The sequence below is a fragment of the Flavobacteriales bacterium genome (genome assembly GCA_021739695.1).
Lineage (GTDB): Bacteria > Bacteroidota > Bacteroidia > UBA10329 > UBA10329 > UBA10329.
This window is the reverse complement of the sequence record JAIPBM010000025.1, coordinates 25,833-44,895: the sequence shown is the minus strand read 5'-3', so window position 1 is coordinate 44,895 and position 19,063 is coordinate 25,833. Positions and strand designations below refer to the sequence as shown.

16 protein-coding genes are annotated in these 19,063 nt (G+C 42.8%); 7 read left to right on the top strand and 9 right to left on the bottom strand.

The genetic code is table 11. The features are described 5' to 3' along the window. Positions 1 to 14: 14 nt before the first annotated feature. Positions 15 to 1,595, top strand: a complete 1,581-nt coding sequence (locus K9J17_14330) for a peptide chain release factor 3 (protein MCF8277907.1) — start codon at positions 15 to 17, stop codon at positions 1,593 to 1,595. A 3-nt stretch (positions 1,596 to 1,598) separates the two neighbouring features. Here K9J17_14330 and K9J17_14325 read toward each other — a convergent pair whose 3' ends face one another. After that, a complete protein-coding gene (locus K9J17_14325) occupies positions 1,599 to 2,150 on the bottom strand; it encodes a hypothetical protein (GenBank protein ID MCF8277906.1) in 552 nt (183 codons plus the stop codon). Between the two features lie 135 nt (positions 2,151 to 2,285). Between K9J17_14325 and K9J17_14320 the strand changes: the two genes are divergently transcribed. Beyond that, positions 2,286 to 2,948, top strand: coding sequence for an SCO family protein (locus K9J17_14320; protein ID MCF8277905.1), 663 nt, complete (start codon positions 2,286 to 2,288; stop codon positions 2,946 to 2,948). A gap of 57 nt (positions 2,949 to 3,005) precedes the next feature. On the opposite strand, the gene K9J17_14315 is transcribed toward K9J17_14320, so the two are convergent. The 5 genes from K9J17_14315 to K9J17_14295 all read right to left on the bottom strand — a co-directional run bounded on the left by K9J17_14315 (position 3,006) and on the right by K9J17_14295 (position 10,103). After that, complete coding sequence (locus K9J17_14315; GenBank protein MCF8277904.1) at positions 3,006 to 5,027, bottom strand: hypothetical protein; 2,022 nt, start codon at positions 5,025 to 5,027, stop codon at positions 3,006 to 3,008. A gap of 63 nt (positions 5,028 to 5,090) precedes the next feature. Beyond that, complete coding sequence (locus K9J17_14310) at positions 5,091 to 5,966, bottom strand: hypothetical protein (GenBank protein MCF8277903.1); 876 nt, start codon at positions 5,964 to 5,966, stop codon at positions 5,091 to 5,093. A 9-nt stretch (positions 5,967 to 5,975) separates the two neighbouring features. Beyond that, the gene (locus K9J17_14305; protein ID MCF8277902.1) at positions 5,976 to 6,164 is read right to left on the bottom strand and encodes a hypothetical protein; all 189 of its coding nucleotides are present in this window, start codon (positions 6,162 to 6,164) and stop codon (positions 5,976 to 5,978) included. 5 nt (positions 6,165 to 6,169) lie between these two features. Then, positions 6,170 to 7,741: a T9SS type A sorting domain-containing protein gene (locus K9J17_14300; protein MCF8277901.1), complete on the bottom strand. Its 1,572-nt coding sequence runs from the start codon at positions 7,739 to 7,741 to the stop codon at positions 6,170 to 6,172. A 118-nt stretch (positions 7,742 to 7,859) separates the two neighbouring features. Further along, positions 7,860 to 10,103 carry a tail fiber domain-containing protein gene (locus K9J17_14295; protein MCF8277900.1) on the bottom strand — a complete coding sequence of 748 codons (2,244 nt, stop codon included), beginning with the start codon at positions 10,101 to 10,103 and terminating at the stop codon, positions 7,860 to 7,862. Between the two features lie 357 nt (positions 10,104 to 10,460). Here K9J17_14295 and K9J17_14290 point away from each other — a divergent pair, with 357 nt between their 5' ends. From K9J17_14290 to K9J17_14275, 4 genes are all read left to right on the top strand, one after another. Next, a complete protein-coding gene (locus K9J17_14290) occupies positions 10,461 to 13,421 on the top strand; it encodes a T9SS type A sorting domain-containing protein (protein ID MCF8277899.1) in 2,961 nt (986 codons plus the stop codon). 125 nt (positions 13,422 to 13,546) lie between these two features. Beyond that, a complete protein-coding gene (locus K9J17_14285) occupies positions 13,547 to 15,460 on the top strand; it encodes a tetratricopeptide repeat protein (GenBank protein MCF8277898.1) in 1,914 nt (637 codons plus the stop codon). Between the two features lie 95 nt (positions 15,461 to 15,555). After that, entirely contained in the window at positions 15,556 to 16,098 is a 543-nt protein-coding gene (locus K9J17_14280) for a hypothetical protein (GenBank protein ID MCF8277897.1), read from the top strand. Positions 16,099 to 16,191: 93 nt separating this feature from the next. Next, entirely contained in the window at positions 16,192 to 16,848 is a 657-nt protein-coding gene (locus K9J17_14275; GenBank protein MCF8277896.1) for a sterol desaturase family protein, read from the top strand. Here K9J17_14275 and K9J17_14270 read toward each other — a convergent pair. Further along, the gene (locus K9J17_14270; protein MCF8277895.1) at positions 16,845 to 17,111 is read right to left on the bottom strand and encodes a hypothetical protein; all 267 of its coding nucleotides are present in this window, start codon (positions 17,109 to 17,111) and stop codon (positions 16,845 to 16,847) included. The genes K9J17_14275 and K9J17_14270 overlap by 4 nt on opposite strands. A 139-nt stretch (positions 17,112 to 17,250) precedes the next feature. Between K9J17_14270 and K9J17_14265 the strand changes: the two genes are divergently transcribed. Continuing rightward, positions 17,251 to 17,733 (top strand): TlpA family protein disulfide reductase, encoded by a 483-nt coding sequence (locus K9J17_14265; protein ID MCF8277894.1) that lies wholly within the window; start codon positions 17,251 to 17,253, stop codon positions 17,731 to 17,733. Between the two features lie 102 nt (positions 17,734 to 17,835). Here K9J17_14265 and K9J17_14260 read toward each other — a convergent pair whose 3' ends face one another. Continuing rightward, positions 17,836 to 18,354 carry a hypothetical protein gene (locus K9J17_14260; GenBank protein MCF8277893.1) on the bottom strand — a complete coding sequence of 173 codons (519 nt, stop codon included), beginning with the start codon at positions 18,352 to 18,354 and terminating at the stop codon, positions 17,836 to 17,838. Positions 18,355 to 18,534: 180 nt separating this feature from the next. After that, a complete protein-coding gene (locus tag K9J17_14255) occupies positions 18,535 to 18,948 on the bottom strand; it encodes a hypothetical protein (protein MCF8277892.1) in 414 nt (137 codons plus the stop codon). Between the last annotated feature and the right edge of the window lie 115 nt (positions 18,949 to 19,063).

Here is a 19,063-nt window from a genome sequence, read left to right as displayed (position 1 = left end):
CCTCGTAAAAAGCCATGACGCACAAACAGGAAGTAGAAAGAAGGCGAACCTTTGCCATTATCAGTCACCCAGATGCTGGAAAAACCACCCTCACAGAGAAATTGCTGCTCTTTGGTGGTGCCATTCAAATTGCGGGTGCGGTAAAGAGCAATAAGATCAAGAAAACGGCTACGTCCGACTTTTTGGAGATTGAGAAACAGCGAGGTATTTCCGTGGCCACGTCCGTTATGGGTTTCGAATACTTGGGCAAGAAGGTCAATATTCTCGATACGCCCGGTCACCAGGATTTTGCGGAGGACACCTACCGAACGCTCACTGCGGTAGATAGCGTTATTGTGGTGATTGACGTGGCGAAAGGAGTGGAGACGCAGACCGAGAAATTGGCTGAGGTCTGCAGGATGCGGAATACGCCTGTTATCGTGTTCATCAATAAACTTGACCGCGAAGGAAAAGACGCGTTTGAGTTACTGGATGAAGTAGAGGAGAAGCTGAAGATAAAAGTGCGACCAATGAGTTGGCCTATTGGAATGGGAAGCCGTTTCAAAGGCGTTTACAATCTATATGAGAACAATTTGAGTCTGTTTTCTGGCTCAGACAAACAACGGAAGGAAGATACCATTGACATTTCGGATGTGAATGATCCTGAGGTTGATAGGCTTGTTGGTCAGGCTGCAGCTCAAACCCTTCGAGACGAGATTGAATTGGTTGAAGGAGTTTACAATCCGCTGAACATTCAAGATTATTTGGATGCCAAAGTAGCTCCGGTTTTCTTCGGTAGTGCATTGAACATGTTCGGTGTACGCGAAATGCTCGATTGCTTTATTGCCATTGCGCCATATCCACGCGGCATGCAGACCGAAGAACGTTCCATCGACCCAATGGACGATAAGTTCACAGGATTTGTGTTCAAGATACACGCCAACATCGACCCGAATCACAGAAACAGAATTGCTTTCCTCCGAGTTACTTCAGGTACTTTCGAGCGGAATAAGGGATATCATCATGTGAGGTTGGGCAAGACCTTGCGCTTCAGCAGCCCTACTTCGTTCATGGCGCAAAAGAAGGAAGTGATCGATGATGCCTATCCAGGCGATATTGTTGGTCTTCCAGATCCAGGGAACTTCAAGATCGGAGATGCGCTTTCGGATGGAGAACAACTGCATTTTAAAGGCATTCCGAGTTTTGCACCAGAGATGTTCCGTTACATTGAGAATGCAGACCCGATGAAAACCAAGCAGTTGCGTCAAGGAATTGATATGCTGATGGATGAAGGCGTAGCGCAGCTTTTTACCCGAAAAACCAACGGTCGGCAAATAGTTGGTTGCGTTGGTGCACTTCAGTTTGAGGTTATCCAGCATCGATTGGAACATGAGTATGGAGCCAAGTGTCGCTACGAAGCCGTAAGTCTTTACAAAGCTTGCTGGATCAGTTCCGAAGATGAAAAGGAAATGGACAAGTTTGTGGATATGAAATTGAACTATTTGGCCGAAGACAAAGACGGGAAACTTGTGTTTTTGGCAGATAGCGCTTGGGCGCTACAAATGGCGCAGGAACAATATCCAAAGATCCAGTTCCATTTCAAGAGCGAGTTCTGATAGTCAGAAAAGCCGCGTATTCTTCAGCACTTTGTAGCCGAATAGCCCATCGCAAAAGGTGAATTCGATGTGCGAGGTTCGAGCTGGTCTGGATTCGATGTCAACGGTTCGGATTCTCCAGTAATCAGCGTAAGCATCGTTTTCCAATTCAAAGGAATACTGATTCCCGTGCAGATCATACGATACCACTTCGTACTGTTCTGTATAGGTATCTGAGCAAAGCATGTTGAGGGTTAAAAAAACGAGCATGCAGATGGGAGCAACTGCAAAAACGTTGTAATACAGCCCATCAAGAATTCCCCAATTGAGCTTTTTCCGAAATAAAAAAGCAGTGGCAAAACCAATAAGGCCAAAGGAGATGAAAATTCTACTTGCTGTAAGTATTGGTATGACCGTAATCTGAAGAAGGCAGAAAATAGCAATGCAACAGGCAAGGAACAACGATGCAAGTAGTCCTAAACCGAATTCATTCAATCCGTATCTAAGATCGGTTGGCAATCGAGTTTGAGAATTCCTTCCCAAAGGTTCCTGTTTCGATTTCCACTTCTGAAGCATTCCTTAGTCTAATCGATTGCAATATATGTTGCTAAGTTCAAAACACGGAGTCGCATTTGTTTTTCAGTCGACAATCGAAGTTCATTTTATCCACAACTTGGATGGAAGATCGCAATTTGTTTCACTTTTGCATTTATGACGAAGTATAAGTGGATCATTTTGGCATTTATTGCCATTTGGGTGATAGGTATGATGTTCGCCTATCCGATGTTGAAGAAAAGTCAACGGTTGCAGGTTTTTCAACCATCAGATGTAAACCCGCAATTGGTAGATACGGATATGCAGCGTACGGCCAAAGCACACCGAATTGCAGATTTCAGTCTTACCGATCAAACGGGGCATACGGTTACCAACAAGGATTTTGAGAACAAGATCTACGTGGCAGATTTCTTTTTTACAACCTGTCCAAGTATCTGTCCCAAGATGACGGCCAGTCTGAGCGACCTATCTAAGTTCTATGCTGCCGATGAAGACATCATGTTCCTTTCTCATTCAGTCACTCCAGAAAAAGATAGTGTGCCCGTTTTGGCTGCCTATGCAGTGAAGTATGAGGTAAATCCTGAAAAATGGAAGTTGGTTACTGGCGATAAGAAGCACATTTACGAACTCGCCCGCAGAAGTTATTTTGCTGTAACAACAGAAGGCGATGGAGGTGCAAGCGACTTCATTCATACCGAAAACTTCATTTTGGTGGATAAGGAAAGGAAGATCCGTGGTTTTTATGACGGCACTTCGTCCAAAGACATGGAACGCCTGAAAAACGACATCACCATTCTTCGTTACGAGTACGAAGAATGATGATCGGAAAATTGTCTTGAAAATGATTGTCGGCTGAAAGAGCTTTCTTCAGCTTTTTCAACTCACTTTCTGGTTGTTCCTGAATGTGGCTGTTTCAGTCAACTTGCCGTCTTTATCGTAAAGTTTTACTGAACCATTAAGGACATCATTCGTCCAATTTCCTTCGAACCGAGATCCATCAGGCATCGTCAGAATTCCTGGGCCGTTGCGTCTGTCCTCCGTCCATTCACCTTCAAACACCTGCTTATTTGGCCAAGAGAAGGTTCCGTGTCCTGTACGTTTGTTCTCCTTCCATTCGCCTTCATAACTCATTCCATTTTCCCATCGGAAAACTCCATGACCATCCTTTTTATCATCTTTCCACTCGCCAGTGTAGTCAAGGTCATAATTGAACTGCATTAAATAGGTGTCTGGTTCTTTCAATTGGTAAATGACCTTGAATTTTCCAGGATACTTTTTGATGGCAGGGTAGAGGTAGCGCGAAGTTGAAGCATAGCCAAGTTGGTCCAATACCACATGCGTTACTCCTTTTTCGTGTAAATTCTCAATCAATTCTTCTTTGTCGAGCGTGTTTTTGTAGCCCGTAACCCAGCGGCTGGCATACAAATAAAACAATTGCCCTTTTCGGCAGGCTACAACTGCTTCGCGAGGCAAGTTATTATTAGACCAAGTGGCAATGTCAAAGTAGTTCTTGAACTTGTTGATGTAAATACCCTTCGCCCGTTTTTCAAGTTCATCCACACGATTGTCCAATTTGCTTTGCATGGCGAAGAAAACGACCAAAGGAATGAGGATTGACAAAAGCCATGGTTGGTCTTTTTTGGTTCGTTCAGCAATCAGATCAGGAATCTGTGTTAACCCGAATAGAGCGAGCATGATAAGAATAGGAACCAACGGTAACATGAACCGTATTCCAAACCAAGCCTCAGGCCATAAGAAAACAATGGCAAATGTTCCAGCCAGATAAAGCCCAATGAGTATTCGGTGATCCTTCATTCTGGCCAATCCAATGGCCATAAGCACTAGAAGTAAAATGGCAAGAAGGTAATCGTTGGTGGTAATTTCCACTTTTGCACCAGGCATACCTCTTTTAGCGGCATCTTCTTGTTTCTCTGCCAAGGTCAATTCCTTAGGAGGCGTCTGTGCTTGGGTGGCGGTAGAGTCAATTTCTAGTGTTCCAGCTTCTCGCTTTAATTGTGTCACGCATTGCTTGTAGTCGATGGTCTCAAAGGGAAGCACTCCATTGGTGATCTCTAGCGTAAAATACCGTTTGGCATTCATCGTTACTCGCTCTGGCCAATCTGCCAATTCCATTGGACCCAACTCAGGCCGATATGGGTTTTTTCGGGTAAGCTGATTCACATAGGAGTTTCCTCCAAGATTATGACTTCGAATCTGCCATGGCGATACGAGCAGAATGAACCCAAAAGCCAAGAAACCAGCATACTTCCATCGTTTCTGAATGAGCAGTATGAGCATGAACGATAGGAACAGCGAAATGCCCAGTGTGCGTATGTAGAACGCAAATACAAGGACAAGGATGAAAAGAATGAATTTCCAGTTCTTGAAGAACGTTTTCTCGAAATCTGTAAGTACGAAAAGCAACAGACTTATGGCAGAGAAGAGTACGAAAGGAATCTCACTCATCATGATGGTGCTGTATTCCAGTAAGTGGAAGTTATAGGCTGCCAAAAGGCAGGCTATGAACGAAAGATGAATGTTTCGAGTAAGCGCACGGAATAGGAAAAATAGCACCATCAATGCAGCCCACATGTAAAATCCATTGGCCGTTTTGATTGTAGTGATCTTTCCTGAAAAGGTTTTCATCACAGCAGCAATCATTACTGGATATCCGGGTGGGAAGTGATTGGCCGGTACTTGGTCTTTCGTGTGAATGGATCGATATCCATCGCCATGCGCCAAAGCTTTGCCTAGAATGTAATATCCAGCATTGTCTCCACCGAGGTGAACCTTTTTGTCGAATACCCTGTCGTACGTTTTGTAGAACAGAATGGTCAATAAAAACAAATACAGCACTACAAAAGCGCGATGATTGAGGTACTTTTTAAGAGATTCCATTGGTGGGCTAAGATAATGTCTGAAAGACAGACTCGCAGAAGGCTGTACGTTCTTTTCTCTGGATCACCAGAAAGGTTGAACGGAAACTTGAAGTCCGAAACGAGATAACAACAATAGACTGACCAAAACAATAGCACCGGCTATTGAAACGTTGCGTAAACCGCCTTTAACAATACTGATGTGCTTCGCTTTATGTAATCCCAATCCGAGGAAAACTACAATGACCACTGGTAGAAAACTTAGCAACCGTATTACCTGAAGACCAAGATCCATTGGAAATGTGCTTAGTGCTATGAGGACAGCGCCAATGGCAATTGGTATGATGAAAACATGAAGAAAAATGACTGGTTTTCCATTGTTTTTGGCAGCCAAAAGTCGAGAATAATTGAGTTGAAGAACCCCTTTTGAAAAGAGAAGAGCGAACGGAATAGAAATGATAAGCTGAATGATAACAACTCCAATGACCTTAGGCTTTTCCCAATCTAACCAGCTGTAAAAACCAACAAATCCTGAAAACAGTGGTGATCCATAATCCATTCCAGAAAGCAGGCCACTTATAATGTATGAGAAGTATAATAAGTACCCGTTTACGGCAAGCCAAAAAAGGATTGTTCTAAGGTGCGCCTGTCGTCCGTCAATAAATCGGAAACAGATTAGCGCGAAAATGCTGATTGCTAATCCCCAAATTGGCGGAGCTAAGTAAACCCAGCCGATCCTGAACGGGGTCCAACCTGTGGTGCCTCGAAGGTCGTCCATTCCATCATAGCTGAAATTCGGTCGGTAACCAACATCCCAAGCGTTAGCGGTGCTAAAAGCATGACTTACGTAGGATACTAGAATAAAGGTGAATGCGAAATAAGTTGCTGAGTACAACAACTTCAGTAGGTGCGCTTCTCGATCCTCAACTCCAGTGTAGAATCTTGGAAAGTTTTGAAGCATGAATTAAACCTATTTTGCCTTCTTCCTTAAGTTCCATCCACCTGTAGCAGCTCCGATGATGAGCAGCACACCTGCTAAGGCATCTAAAGGAGCAGAACTGTTAACAGGTCCACTAGGTGGAGGAGTTTGTGCAGAAACGTGTACGGACATGACCACAAATACACAAGCAAGAATCATAAAAACGAGTCTCTTATTCATACTTTTCATGGTCTTACAATTTTCTGCACGTAGAAATGGCCATTGAATTTTACATGTGCCAAATATATTCCAGTACTTATTCCATTCAAAGAAATGGTATGAACTGTTCGATTAAGTCCGATGTTGGCCATTTGCATAATTGCCCTTCCTCCTACGTCAAACAATTCAAATTCAGCGTTGCCGTCTGCTAACGAAGAGATGTAAAGATTTTCACCAAAGGAGTAGATATTAAGTCCTGCGGATTCTTCAGAAATTCCAGTCACCATTCCTGATTGGCCAAAATTCAAATAGAATCTGTCTTCGTATAATGCAGGATCAATCTGAAGAGAAATTTCTGTTCCTTCCTGAAGAAGCACTTGCTCTCCGGTCTGGGTGTCCACGAAATATACATCCATGCCAGCAAAGTTTTCCATTGTATTGGCTTTGAACCTATAGGTGCCGCTTTCTGTGATCAGCACACTTAGAGGAATTATTTTACCTTCAGTTGGTGGGGGAAAAGCTAAGATGGCATAGTCAGTTCCATTGTCAATTGCCGCAAGAGAAATATTGGAATTACCACGGATCTTAACCGCATCATATAATCGATCTTCTCCATCTGTAGCATCTTCCAAAACTCCGATCAAAATCTGATTGAAATAATCCAACCCCTCTATACTGAACCAGAGTTTTGCGTCAGCAGATTCAGTTTTAAAGAATTGAGTGTTGAAATGCCCAACTCGCATGGCGTTGGTGAAGTTCAAAACGGCTGAACCATTCAGTGCCCGAATCATGAAGGCCTGCCCCGAAGAAATATATCCGTTAGGTGCACCAGCCGAACCTGAACCTGTTCCAAGAGAACCAGTACCATTCCAGATCGCATAGTCTGTAGAACTGTAACCACTTCCGCCACTAAGGTCGTCATCCCAGAAATAGATAGAGCCATTCACATCCGTGTTGGCCGCAACCAATGATGCACAACTGATAGCTGAAGGATAAGGATTGCCACAAAGATTAAATGGAGTTCCGGCTGCGGTATTGCCTGGAGAATAGGCATGATATATCATTGGAAAATTGACATTGCCATTGTTGACATTGCCACTGAATGTGGTTAAACCGGCACCACGTCCAATGTATCCTTTTCCGGGCGTCATCAGGCCGTTGTACGAGAACCAACCTGGATCTGCGGGTTGGTCATCTGTATATGTTTGCGTGCTTTCGTCAGAATCATAGAGATAAGGATTGTTTCCAGGAACACCTGAGAAACTGGTCATTGGCGAACTCCAATAATTGTAAACCGAACCACTGTTACTGCCTTGTCGTTTAACGTAATATGTTCCACTTCCAGTTCCGTCACTTCCAGCAGAACCTCTCATTAAAGAAGCACTATTGTTGAAGGTCATGCTTCCGTTATTGACCAATGTACTTCCAACTGTAAGCAGGCCATCAGATTCAACAGTGAAAATTCCAGTAGATGTGTTTGTCATTGTGCCCGTTACGTACACATCCGTTCCTGATTTTACATAAACGGATACTTCGTTTGTGACCTGAGCTGTGGCTGTAGAAGCGAACAATATTCCGAAGGAAAGTGTCAGTTTCATGCCATGTAGTATGCTTCCGAAAATTGGAGAATCAGTATGTTTCATAGGGCAGTGTCATGGATTTCAAAACTAGAGTCAATCAAGTGTCAAGGAATTATCTTAAGTTAAAATAATAGCCTTATTTGTTGATACTTGATTGCGCATCAATTCCCAAAGCTTCCTTCAATCTTTCAATATCTGATTGCAACGAAGCGTATCCTTTCAGCTCTGTTTTGATCTCTGTGTTCTCCTTTTGAAGTTGTTGAATCAGTTTGAACAATTCTTGCGTGGCAGAAACATTTAGCATCGCAATGGCTTCATAATCAACTACGTGGAAATCGTTCACTTCTCTTCCGTAAACGAACACGTCTCCAGATCTTTCTGAATTAACCGTGAAACTTCCTTCTGATGTTGAAACAACTTCAACCATTTCATTTCCTTCCTCAAAAATCAATTTCACTTTATCTCCTACTTTCATATCAGTTGAAAGGTTGATCATTCCGTTGTTGATCGTAGCCATTTGGTAAACGTCCGGAACCACTTCAGTAATGGTACTAGTGGCCTGAGGGTAAACGGTTTTCACTTGTTGAGCGATCACTTTCTTAAAGGTTTTGTCTCCCTTAAGCGCATCCTTCATTTTGTAGTCGGTGATTTCAATATTTAGCAATGTTTGCAGGTCTTCTTGGTTATTTGAAACCCCAATGATGTTTTTAATACGGGCATCTGAAAAAGCGTCAAATTCACTGGCCATTACCCTGCCGCTAGCGTGAATGGATACCCCGGCAACGTTGCCTCCGCAACATGCGCCACCAGCATAACCACCGCCAGCATAGTACCAGAAATTACCGTAGGAGGCCTCATTTCCAGCTGTTGTCTGCGATTCTACGTGTAAAGGGGCAATCGGAACCGTGGTTCCAATACCCATTCGCTTATTTGCACTAATGACCACAGCCGGGCTACTTCCGCCAGCATATGTATTATCAGGCATAAAAGCAATATTGCTGTTGTTGGCACCTATTCTCAACCATGCATTATTCACATTAGAAGCCATCACCATATCAGAGTTTGAAGCATATTGCCCAATTGTGCCTCGGACAGTTGTTCCTGCGTCATCATAGAATTTCAGTTCATTATGATTCCACATGGCTCCAGAACCATTCACAACCAGTTTTGCCGTTGGCCCAGTCGTTCCAATACCTACATTTCCGTCTGGTTGAATGGTAAGTTTTGCCTCTGTACCAATATTTGCACCTGAAACACTACTTCCGTCCCCAGTGCTATTAAGAAGAAAGTGCAATTTTCCAACGCCAAAATTGGTGGTGCGCTCGTGGTAAATGGCTGCTTTAATCCAATCCCCGTTCGCACTACTTTCACTGTTGAATCCTATTCCAACGCCATTTGCAGACCCAACAGAACCATTTCTGTTTTTAACAAACAGTGGGATATTGAATCCGTTGTTATTGACATCAACCTGTAATTTTTGAGTTGGCACGTTCGTTCCAACACCAACATTCCCATCGTCTTTAACAATCAGAGCAGATAAAACACCACCGTTATCTTTAACTTCAAAATCACCTGTGTTTTGAAGGTCGATAACAGTACTTGCAGTACTGTTATTGGCGATAATCAGAGTTTCAGCCCCGTCCTGTGTGATGGTTGTGTTTGTTTGAGTGAGCGCTCCACCCAGTTTGATTGTCGGAGCTGCTGCTGTCCCACCCTGCGTTAGACCGTTGTCAGCAGTTACAGATGTGACAAAACCAGTGACCGTAAGAGATGTTCCGCTAAAAGACAAGCCACTGCCTAAAGAAATTTCGGAAGGTGCAGCCGCGGATCCACTAGGGTTTCCTAGAAGCCGCGATGCCGCAACGTTCTGAATTTTTGAATAGGTAACAGCACTATTGGTAATAGTAGTTGCAAAACTGCCAGTGCCACTTCCAGTAACTGGACCTGTAAGCGAAATGGTTTGGTCTCCGGTATTAGTTCCACTACTTGAACCAGATAAATTTGACCCTGTAACGGTTCCTGAAGCTGCAATGCTTGTAGGTGTAATGGCACCTAATGTTAAAGAAATAGAAGGTGTAGTTGTTGGATTTGAAACGGTGCCTGAAACCCCATTGACTGTGGTAACACCTACACTTGTAACCGTACCAGAATTACCTGCAGAAGTAAGGGAAACCCAAGATCCAGACTTACGTCCTTCAAAGTCGCTTCCAGTCCAACGTATAGTTCCATCATTTGTATTGATGTTCGTGCCAATCTTGATAGCACCAGTCACATCCAGCATTTCTAAAGGATTGTTGTTTCCAACGCCCATTCCTTGTTGTGCTTTTGCCATAAAAGATGATACTGCGAAAGCCGAGATAACGATAAAAAGTCTTTTCATATTGGTTTATGCTGAACGTGAGACATCTGTAATAGTTTAGAGAGACGCGAGTCAAAAATAGTAATACCGATAACAGCTACGTGATTTTCGTATTAAAAAAGGATTAAAACCGCATTTTAGGCATAAAATGCCAATACATAATTTTGGTCAGATGGGGCTGATAATACTTTACTAAATGGTTTTCGATGACATCAAATTGGCGGTTTTCTTAATGATGATCATTTGGTGCCACAACTAAATTGATGTTTGAATAGCTCCAAAAGAATTTATTGGTCTTCTGCTGTCACGCGGTGTGAATATCCTACGACATTTTACAGACTGAATATCCATATTATTGTAATCCATTAATCCAAATCTATGAAATCATCCCTCCTCGTTGCATTAGCATTTTTTGCATTTACTTCTCAGGCATCCAATGATGTCCACGGTAAGAAAGATCCGAATGAAGTTAGACTTGTGAAAGAATCCAAGCGGGTTTTTAATGATCAATATCAGTTTTTGCTTAGAAATCAGCCTAATTGGCAGAATTTCTTGATTAATAATGGCGCATGGTACGTGCATTTCAACGAAGCAAATGACAAACCACACAAAGCATTCGGAAAACCGATAGTTGTTCCTGGTATGAATGCAATAGATAGAGCTACATATTTTATTGAACATCATCTGTCCGGATTTGGAGTTCCAACAAATGAGCTGGAGTTTGTAAGTAGCACATCAAACGCCCATGCAGAACACGTTTTCTTTCGTCAGGTACATGCTGGAAAGGAAGTGCTGAACGCACGGATATCCGTTCGGATTTCGTTAGATGGAAAAGTGCTTGGATTTCAATCAGATGTGTTTGATCATATTGCTTTTGATAATGTGAGTTTAGATCCTTCTCAAGCCTCAGCTGTAGCCATTGCTGGAATAGCTGAAGAAATAGTAACCGTTGAAGCGAACTCCGATGTGAAGATTTTGCCTGTGCCAGAATACACCCGAAAACGAACCGTTTTCAGACCAGTGTATCAGGTAACCGTTCAAACTATTGATGAGGATAAAGTTCCTGCCCGATATCTTACTTACGTGGATGCGGTGGATGGAAAGATTTGGATGCGCAAGAATCTGGTTTCGCATTGTGCTAGCGAACCACCAGCGGCAGCCTCCGTTTCGGTTACAGATGATATCAGCCTTACGCAGCCCTACGATACGGAGACCAATTCGCTGTTGCCAAACCTAGAGATCACGCAAGGAGGTAGCACCGTTTACACCGATCAGAATGGAACATTTGTGGGATTGAATGAGGCCAGTGCCACGTTCAGATTGAAAGGATTATGGTCTCAGGTTTTTACCAACGGAACTACCCCAAGTTTCACTACGGTATTGACCACCGGAGCTAATAACATTGATTGGGGTACGAATGCCAATTCGCGCGAATCATCTGCCTACTACCACGTGAATATTGTTCACGATTACATGAAGACCAAATTCCCAAGTTTCACAGCGATGGATAATGCGCTTCCAACCAATATTGATGTGGCTGGAACTTGCAATGCATTTTACGATGGTTCATCCATCAATTTCTATCAGTCTGGCGCTGGCTGCAACTCGTTCGCGTTGGTGGCTGATGTAGTTTATCATGAGTATGGACATGGTATAAATGATAAGTATTATCAATCTCAAGGTGGATTTTTTCTGAACGGAGCAATGGGCGAAGGTTATGCTGACCTATGGGCCTTGGGAATAACTGATAATCCTGTTCTGGGAGTTGGCAACAGCCAAAGTTTGCCTAACGATCACATCCGCAGATATGACATTGACCCAAAGGTTTATCCTCAAGATCTTGTTGGCGAAGTGCACTCAGACGGAGAGATCATTGCCGGAGCTTGGTGGGATCTGGCTCAGAATTTTGGCAATCTACAGCAGATGATGGATCTGTATTCGGCAACTTTCGATGCTGTTATTACTGGTTTGGATGGCAATGAAGGAGAAGTTTACGTTGATATACTTGTGGAAGCATTACAGGTAGATGATTCTCCTGCAAACGGAGGTGACAATGATATTACGAACGGAACACCTAACGACCTTGACATCATCAATGCGTTTGATGCTCACGGAATCACATTGCTTTCCAATGCCACACTTAACCACACGCCAATTGATCAGCATGATGATGCAGCGATAAACGTTGACATGACCGTGATCAACGATTATCCATGGGCGCTTAGTGATGCCATTGTCGCATACCGTATAAACGCTGAAGCAACTTGGAATACAGTAAACATGACCAATCAAGGTGGTAATGCTTTTTCTGCTGATATTCCAGCTCAAGCCAATGGAACAGTGGTTGCGTATTATGTCGCTTTGCAGAACTTGAATGGAACATTAGCCAATATCAATCCATTTGCGGCAAATCTTGATCAGCCTAATGTTCCTTACTACATCATGGTCGGTTTTGATCAGAACCGAATTGAAGATTTTGACAATTTCCAAGATAACGATTGGCAAGAAGGTCTTTCTTCAGATAACAATACCACTGGAACCTGGACAATTGATGCACCAATGGGATCGTTCTCTGATGATGGTGTCATGGTTCAAACAGATACGGATCACACGCCTGGAACAGGAAACTTTGCCTGCGCTGTAACCGGAAATGCCTCCAATACTTCTGCAGCTCTTGGAGATAACGATGTAGATGGAGGTCATACTACATTGATGACGCCAGAATTCGATCTTTCGGTTTACACCAATCCGGCCATTTCTTATTGGAGGTATTACACAAACAGTCCTCCTTCAGGAGCAAATCCAGGAGCTGATTGGTGGCAAGTACTTGTAACCGACAATGGAACAGATTGGGTTTTTGTTGAGAATACAAAGGTTTCTGATCCAAGCTTCAGAAGAGTCGCATTCCGTGTTCAGGATTATGTTGATCTGACAGAGAACGTGAGAGTGAAGTTCATTGCTTCAGACAGTACACGTTTAGGACAAGATCTTGACGGTGGAAGCCTCGTGGAAGGTGCGCTGGACGACTTGGAAGTTTGGGAGATAGTAGGTGGCGCTCAAAGCGGAATTGATGAAACTGAAGTTGCTCAATTGGCCATGTATCCGAATCCTAGCGCTGGAAACGTTCGGGTTGATTTGGAATTAGCATCATCGACAGAGATCAGAATGGAAGTTTTCAATTTGGTTGGATCGATGGTGTTCAGCAAGAACTATGGTCAGATGGCAACTGGAAAACAGACCATCAACCTCGATCTTGGCACTGTTTCTAATGGAATTTACCAAATGCGGATATTGACCGAAAATGGTCAACTGGTAAGAAGATTGGAAGTGATCAGATAATGATCCAAGATTTTACAAAAAGGCCGCTATTAGCGGCCTTTTTTGTTAGAAACAATTTTCAATATAATCTATTGTACATTAAACCGTTCGCGTTTTTTGAGGTCGGAAAACGGTTGTAGTTGCTGATGAGAGGATTTATAATTGGACTTGTGCTTTTAATTACCTGTCAGTTGGCATTTGCCCAAGTGCGTGGCAATTACACAAGTCAAGGCAGATACGAGATCAGCAAAGGACGTTATGCCGCGGCCATCGAGCTGCTCAATCTTTCCATTCAGCAAAGCAGCTTTAACTCAGAAGCTTATTTTCTGCGAGGAATTGCCAAGTACGAGTTAGAAGATTTTATAGGTGGCGAAAAGGATTTCGGTAAGGCCATAGAATTGAATCCAAAGAATCACGAAGCCTTTTTATACCGTGGTGTTTGCAGAAGCCAACAACTGAATTACAAGGACGCTTTTGCAGATTACAACCAGTCGATAAAGCTGAATGATGAGGATTGGCGCGTTTATTCAAATAGAGCCTTGGCCAGTCTTCAATTGGATAGATATGTGGATGTGATCAGCGATTGCAATAAAGTGATCGACCTGAAAAAGGATGATAATTTCACCTATTTGATCAGAGGAGAAGCAAAGGCTGGATTGGAAATGTATATGGTTGCCATCGAAGATTTTGAACGCGCCATTAAAATGGATTCAACCAGTATGCGACCTTATTTGCATCGAGGAATTGCGCGGTCTAAACTGCAGGAGTTCGACACGGCCATCAAAGATTTTGAAAAGGCCATGAAACTAGAACCTGAAAATGCGCTTCCGGTTTTTCATCGCGGAGTAGCGCATTCGGAAATGGGTAGATACGACCAAGCATTGAAGGATTTCAATTCGGTGCTTAAACAACATCCTGACAATGCAGTGGTGTATTTCAATAGAGCGATGGTTTTATCTGATATGAAGCGTTTTGGAGATGCTATGGCAGATTATGACCGTGTCGTTCAGCTGAATCCGAATAATATTCTTGGTTACTATAATCGTGGAAATCTCAAATTCAACAGGAAAGAATATTCATCTGCTTTGGTCGATTTCAACAAGGCGATTGAACTCTTTCCAGAATTTATTGAGGCGCATGAGAATCAAATAGAAGTGTATAGGATCTTAAAAGACCGAGCAAAGTTTGATGCAGCTGTAGATGATTTGAACAAGATCAAGCAAATGCTGGCCATTTCAGATGATGAAGTGAAATATGAGCAGAACATCAAATTGAAGAAACTAACTGAATTGAAGGGTGATTTTGAACCGATAAAGCAAGAGGTTGGCAAGGTTCAGCATCAGAAAGTCGATATCAGACTGTTGCCGTTTTATCGCATTTCCGCTTTTCCGGAAACCGATAGGAACATTGCAGTTTACGATGGTTTCGATCGTCCGTTTTACAACACTGGGGTCATTGCATTCATCACCGTTAGGGAACAGAAGACGAAAGAGGCCAAAGAAGCATTGAAGCGGCTTTCCGAACTACCAAGCATCAATGCGGATCAAATGATAAAGTTGGCACCATTGTATGCATTAGCAGGCGATTTTGAATCTGCTTACCGCAAGTTGGATGATTGCTTGAAGTCTGACGGACAGCAAGTGGCCTGCTATTTTGCACGTGCGTGTTTGTTGCAGATGGAATTGGAGCAGCATCAAGAGCAATTTGATGAGATGGTCGGGATGCTCGATGTGATCGATTCTGCCTATCAGGCAAAGACGGAATTGCTGCTTTCCAAGGCAGAATCAGATTATCGGAAAGTGATTGAACTCGATAAGGAAATGCGCTTTGCCTACTTCAATTTAGGATATCTTCTGGCTACTGCTGAACGTTATGAAGAAGCAGAAAGCCAGTTCGGGTTGGCAGCATCATCTGGTGGAAATTTCATTGAAGCCAATTACAATCGTGGACTCATTCGGATCATGCTTGGTAAGATCTCGAAAGGTTGCGAAGACCTTAGTCTGGCAGGTGAATTGGGGTTGACCGATTCCTACAATATCATTAAACGATATTGCGAATAAAAACTTTAAGTATTTGATAATCAGTTTATTAATGGCGGTCTGATTAAAGTGGCACAACGTTTGGTTTTGTTGGATAACACCAAAAACCAAATGTCATGAAGAGCCGACTTAATTCCCTCCTGTTGATCCTAAGTGGATTATCTCTTACACTTTCGAGCTGTGTATTTGTGGTCGATCCTATGCCAGGTCCAAATGGTCCGGCTGGTGCCGCTTATTTCGGTGTCGATTACGACTATGCCATGCCATACAGTTATTGGGATAATAACCCGAGCATTCCTACCAATCCGATTTTGGGCTCATTTTATCCCACGAATGCTGGAGCGTTCGAATTCGAATATTTCATCAATCCTTATGAATACTGGTATGGTACTTACCGCATTTTCAGAAATGCTGGAGGACCAGGTGGATCCAACGGAGAAGTAGGCTTGGCAGGAGCAGATACCTACCTCATGCTCATTTGTAATCCGAATGGTTTTTATGAAGAACGCGGAAACTACAAGATGGATGCAGCCATGGGAGAGACCGTTGTGATTGAGCAGCTATTCGGCAATGAGCGCATTCGAATTGAGCTTACTAAGACCACGACCGATATCCGTCCTTCAGACAAGGGACCGAAGTACCTCAACAACCAATTCTAAGGTTGTCCATATATGTTGAGAAGTCCTGTTCAGATTCGTTCTGAACAGGGCTTTTTCTTTGTGCTCTCTCAATCGAGTTCATACCTTTGCCGCATGTCAAACAAACGACTATTCGTATCTAACCGGAATGAGTCTCCTAAGATGTTCGAGAATCCGATTCTCGATTTCTTTTCCCGTATCCATTTCTCTTCGGTTCCAATTCTTTTTGTGCCTATTACGGTCTATTTCGTCTACCGATCGGCATTTATGTTCGAGGTAGATTTACTTACAGTTGCAGGCCTGTTCTTTGCTGGATACTTTTTTTGGACCTTGATGGAATACTGCATTCATCGCTTTTTTTTTCATAAGGAGTTTACGACCGAAATAGGGAAGAAGATCCACTACATCGCTCATGGAATCCATCACGATTTCCCGAACGATTCCTTAAGATTGGTGATGCCGCCTGCGATTAATCTTTCGCTTGCATTTCTGTTTTACTGGAGTTTTTACGGGCTCATCCAAGACAAAGGATTAACTGCAGGTTTCTTTGCAGGCTTTGTGTTTGGCTACATGGTTTACGACCTGATGCATTTTGCATCGCACTTCTTCAATTTCAAGAATCGTTGGTTTCAGCAGATAAAACGAAGCCATTTGCTTCACCATTATCGCGAACCGAACAGTGGATTTGGACTCAGCACGATCTTTTGGGACCGTGTGTTCGGAACCATGCATCCACCGGAAGTGCTTAAAAAAGTGGACTTGGGGAGTTAGTTCTCTTTGAATGGTTTAAAGCCTTTGCTTAAACCAATTGTCTTTTTGATGATTTCCACGTCCTTCATTCCGTTCAGGATTGTTTCCAATTGTTCGATGCTCGCGTTCACTTGCAGCGTAACAATTACGTCCAAACTTGAATCTGACCATCTATGATAATCGGCATCTAATACCAATAGGTCGGGTATGTGGGCAACAAACCTTTCTGCCTGTTGCTGGCTCCAAGCTCTGAACTTGAATTCCTGTAGTGCTAAAAATTCCATGATGCAATTCCTTTTCCTTTCCTAAAGATAGGTGCATAAGGTTGTTTCGCTCATGCCGTTTGTCGAAATGGAATTTGGCCAGTTCAGTATTAGAACTTCTTAGTCATACTGATGTTGATTCCTCAGTAGGTTTGTCAAGATGAAAAAATACTTCGTTTCCCTTTCAGTTGCTATTCTTTTGGCCAGTTGCAATGCCACACCAACGGATGACACAGCACCAGATTTTGAAGCCACATTGATCGATGGTTCAGCATTCAAATTGTCAGGTCTCAAAGGGCAATACGTTATTCTCGATTTTTGGGCCTCGTGGTGCGGTCCATGCATTGGAGACTTTCCTAAACTTATGGCCGTACATCATAAATATGGAACGCAGGTAACGATTGTGACTGTTGCATTAGAGAAGAATGACAGAAGATGGAGGACCGTTGCAGAAAAGGCTGGTTTTGACTGGAAGTATCAGATCGTAGAGGAGACTCCATTCGTTCTCGGTTCAACGATTGCGCGCGAATATGGTGTCGCTAATATTCCAGCTAAGTTTCTAATAACTCCTGATGGTAAGTTGATATCTGGTATGGATTTCAACCAGATGGATGTCTATTTGGCTGCTACGCTTGGGAAATAGGGCACTATGAAATGCTCCAATTTTTTGAGTCACTCGAGCTGATCCAACAACCGTTTTAGAATTTTAAATAAACGCAGCAATTAATTTCTGACAGTCAGATTATCAATTGATTTCGAGCAGATCAAGGATTTCCACGCTTACTTCGTTTTGCTGAAGTAGTTTGTCATCGTTGAGCTTATCAAAAACGAATTCTCCAAAATCTGAATGATAACGCCAAGTGGCAACCAACGAGTCAGTTTGAATTTTTGCCGGTTCTGGATTTGGTTCCAATTGAACTTCGAACCCAAAGTCTAGAAGCTCATATTGCATGTGTTTTGGAACCTCTTTCGTTGATACATGAATACTCTTTTCTGAACAGCCTTTCTTCTCGAATAGGATCGTGTAATCATGATTGAACTCAACGGATAGTTTGATTCGTTTCTTGGATGTATTGTATGATTGTACAACTATCGAATCCTTCATAAGAATGATTTTTGTGTCTACATCGCTGACCGCAGAACTCAATTTGGCAGAAATGGTCAATTCCTGAGCAAGAACGCTGTCACCGCACAAAGCAGATACCGCCAGAGCCAGTAGGCTCAGGTAGGTAAATATCTTTTGGATGTGTTTGGAGGTTCTCAACCTTTATGGTTCTTAGGTTGAAGACAATAACGGTTGTTTGGCTTCTTGGTTACGAGAAATGCGTAGATAATGTGTCCTATTTTACATTTGAAAACAAATTCAAATACTGATCAAAATACGTGAAATACGTAATGTGTCGACAAACGACACGTAATCTGTTCAACTGTAGGAAATTGTTGATTAAGAGGCCACCTTAGTAACGAACTTCAAATATTCGTTACGTGCCCAATTCTGTGCATCCAGTGTATTGGTAAAAACCTTGACAGGATAGGAAGGTTTATTGGTCGAAAGGAAGAATCCTGCGATGGTTCTTGCTGTGAAAGAGTCAGTCACAATAGCTACGGCTATTGTCTTTCCCCAAGCTGAACTTACATCTTGAAGATATTTTCTCGCTTCTTCTGTAATGGATGAAATACCAGAAAGGTCAATGACGCTGCAATGTTCAACGCCTTTCGAAAGATATTCTAATAGAGAATGGTACGTCTTAGCTCGATTCAGGTCTATCTCTACGTTATGTGCGACCTTAGCCAAGGTAACGCCTTCCTGACGGATGGAGACTTCTCCAAAATCGGACCTGACTGTTCGCTTCAACATACCTTTCGAGATATGCCATGAAGCTACCACTAGCACTACGTGAAAAACGTAATTTAGAAGACAAGCTCCTCAGTTTAGCTTGCCGCAGAAAGATGGATATTTAATATTCCAACTA

Excerpts from the sequence above, each read along its gene's own strand:
- K9J17_14280 (MCF8277897.1), top strand. The coding sequence starts at position 15,556 with ATGAAGAGCCGACTTAATTCCCTCCTGTTGATCCTAAGTGGATTATCT.
- K9J17_14255 (MCF8277892.1), bottom strand. The coding sequence starts at position 18,948 with ATGTTGAAGCGAACAGTCAGGTCCGATTTTGGAGAAGTCTCCATCCGT.
- K9J17_14285 (MCF8277898.1), top strand. The coding sequence starts at position 13,547 with ATGAGAGGATTTATAATTGGACTTGTGCTTTTAATTACCTGTCAGTTG.
- K9J17_14310 (MCF8277903.1), bottom strand. The coding sequence starts at position 5,966 with ATGCTTCAAAACTTTCCAAGATTCTACACTGGAGTTGAGGATCGAGAA.
- K9J17_14290 (MCF8277899.1), top strand. The coding sequence starts at position 10,461 with ATGAAATCATCCCTCCTCGTTGCATTAGCATTTTTTGCATTTACTTCT.
- K9J17_14330 (MCF8277907.1), top strand. The coding sequence starts at position 15 with ATGACGCACAAACAGGAAGTAGAAAGAAGGCGAACCTTTGCCATTATC.
- K9J17_14325 (MCF8277906.1), bottom strand. The coding sequence starts at position 2,150 with ATGCTTCAGAAGTGGAAATCGAAACAGGAACCTTTGGGAAGGAATTCT.
- K9J17_14275 (MCF8277896.1), top strand. The coding sequence starts at position 16,192 with ATGTCAAACAAACGACTATTCGTATCTAACCGGAATGAGTCTCCTAAG.
- K9J17_14315 (MCF8277904.1), bottom strand. The coding sequence starts at position 5,027 with ATGGAATCTCTTAAAAAGTACCTCAATCATCGCGCTTTTGTAGTGCTG.
- K9J17_14265 (MCF8277894.1), top strand. The coding sequence starts at position 17,251 with ATGAAAAAATACTTCGTTTCCCTTTCAGTTGCTATTCTTTTGGCCAGT.
- K9J17_14300 (MCF8277901.1), bottom strand. The coding sequence starts at position 7,741 with ATGAAACTGACACTTTCCTTCGGAATATTGTTCGCTTCTACAGCCACA.
- K9J17_14270 (MCF8277895.1), bottom strand. The coding sequence starts at position 17,111 with ATGGAATTTTTAGCACTACAGGAATTCAAGTTCAGAGCTTGGAGCCAG.
- K9J17_14305 (MCF8277902.1), bottom strand. The coding sequence starts at position 6,164 with ATGAATAAGAGACTCGTTTTTATGATTCTTGCTTGTGTATTTGTGGTC.
- K9J17_14320 (MCF8277905.1), top strand. The coding sequence starts at position 2,286 with ATGACGAAGTATAAGTGGATCATTTTGGCATTTATTGCCATTTGGGTG.
- K9J17_14295 (MCF8277900.1), bottom strand. The coding sequence starts at position 10,103 with ATGAAAAGACTTTTTATCGTTATCTCGGCTTTCGCAGTATCATCTTTT.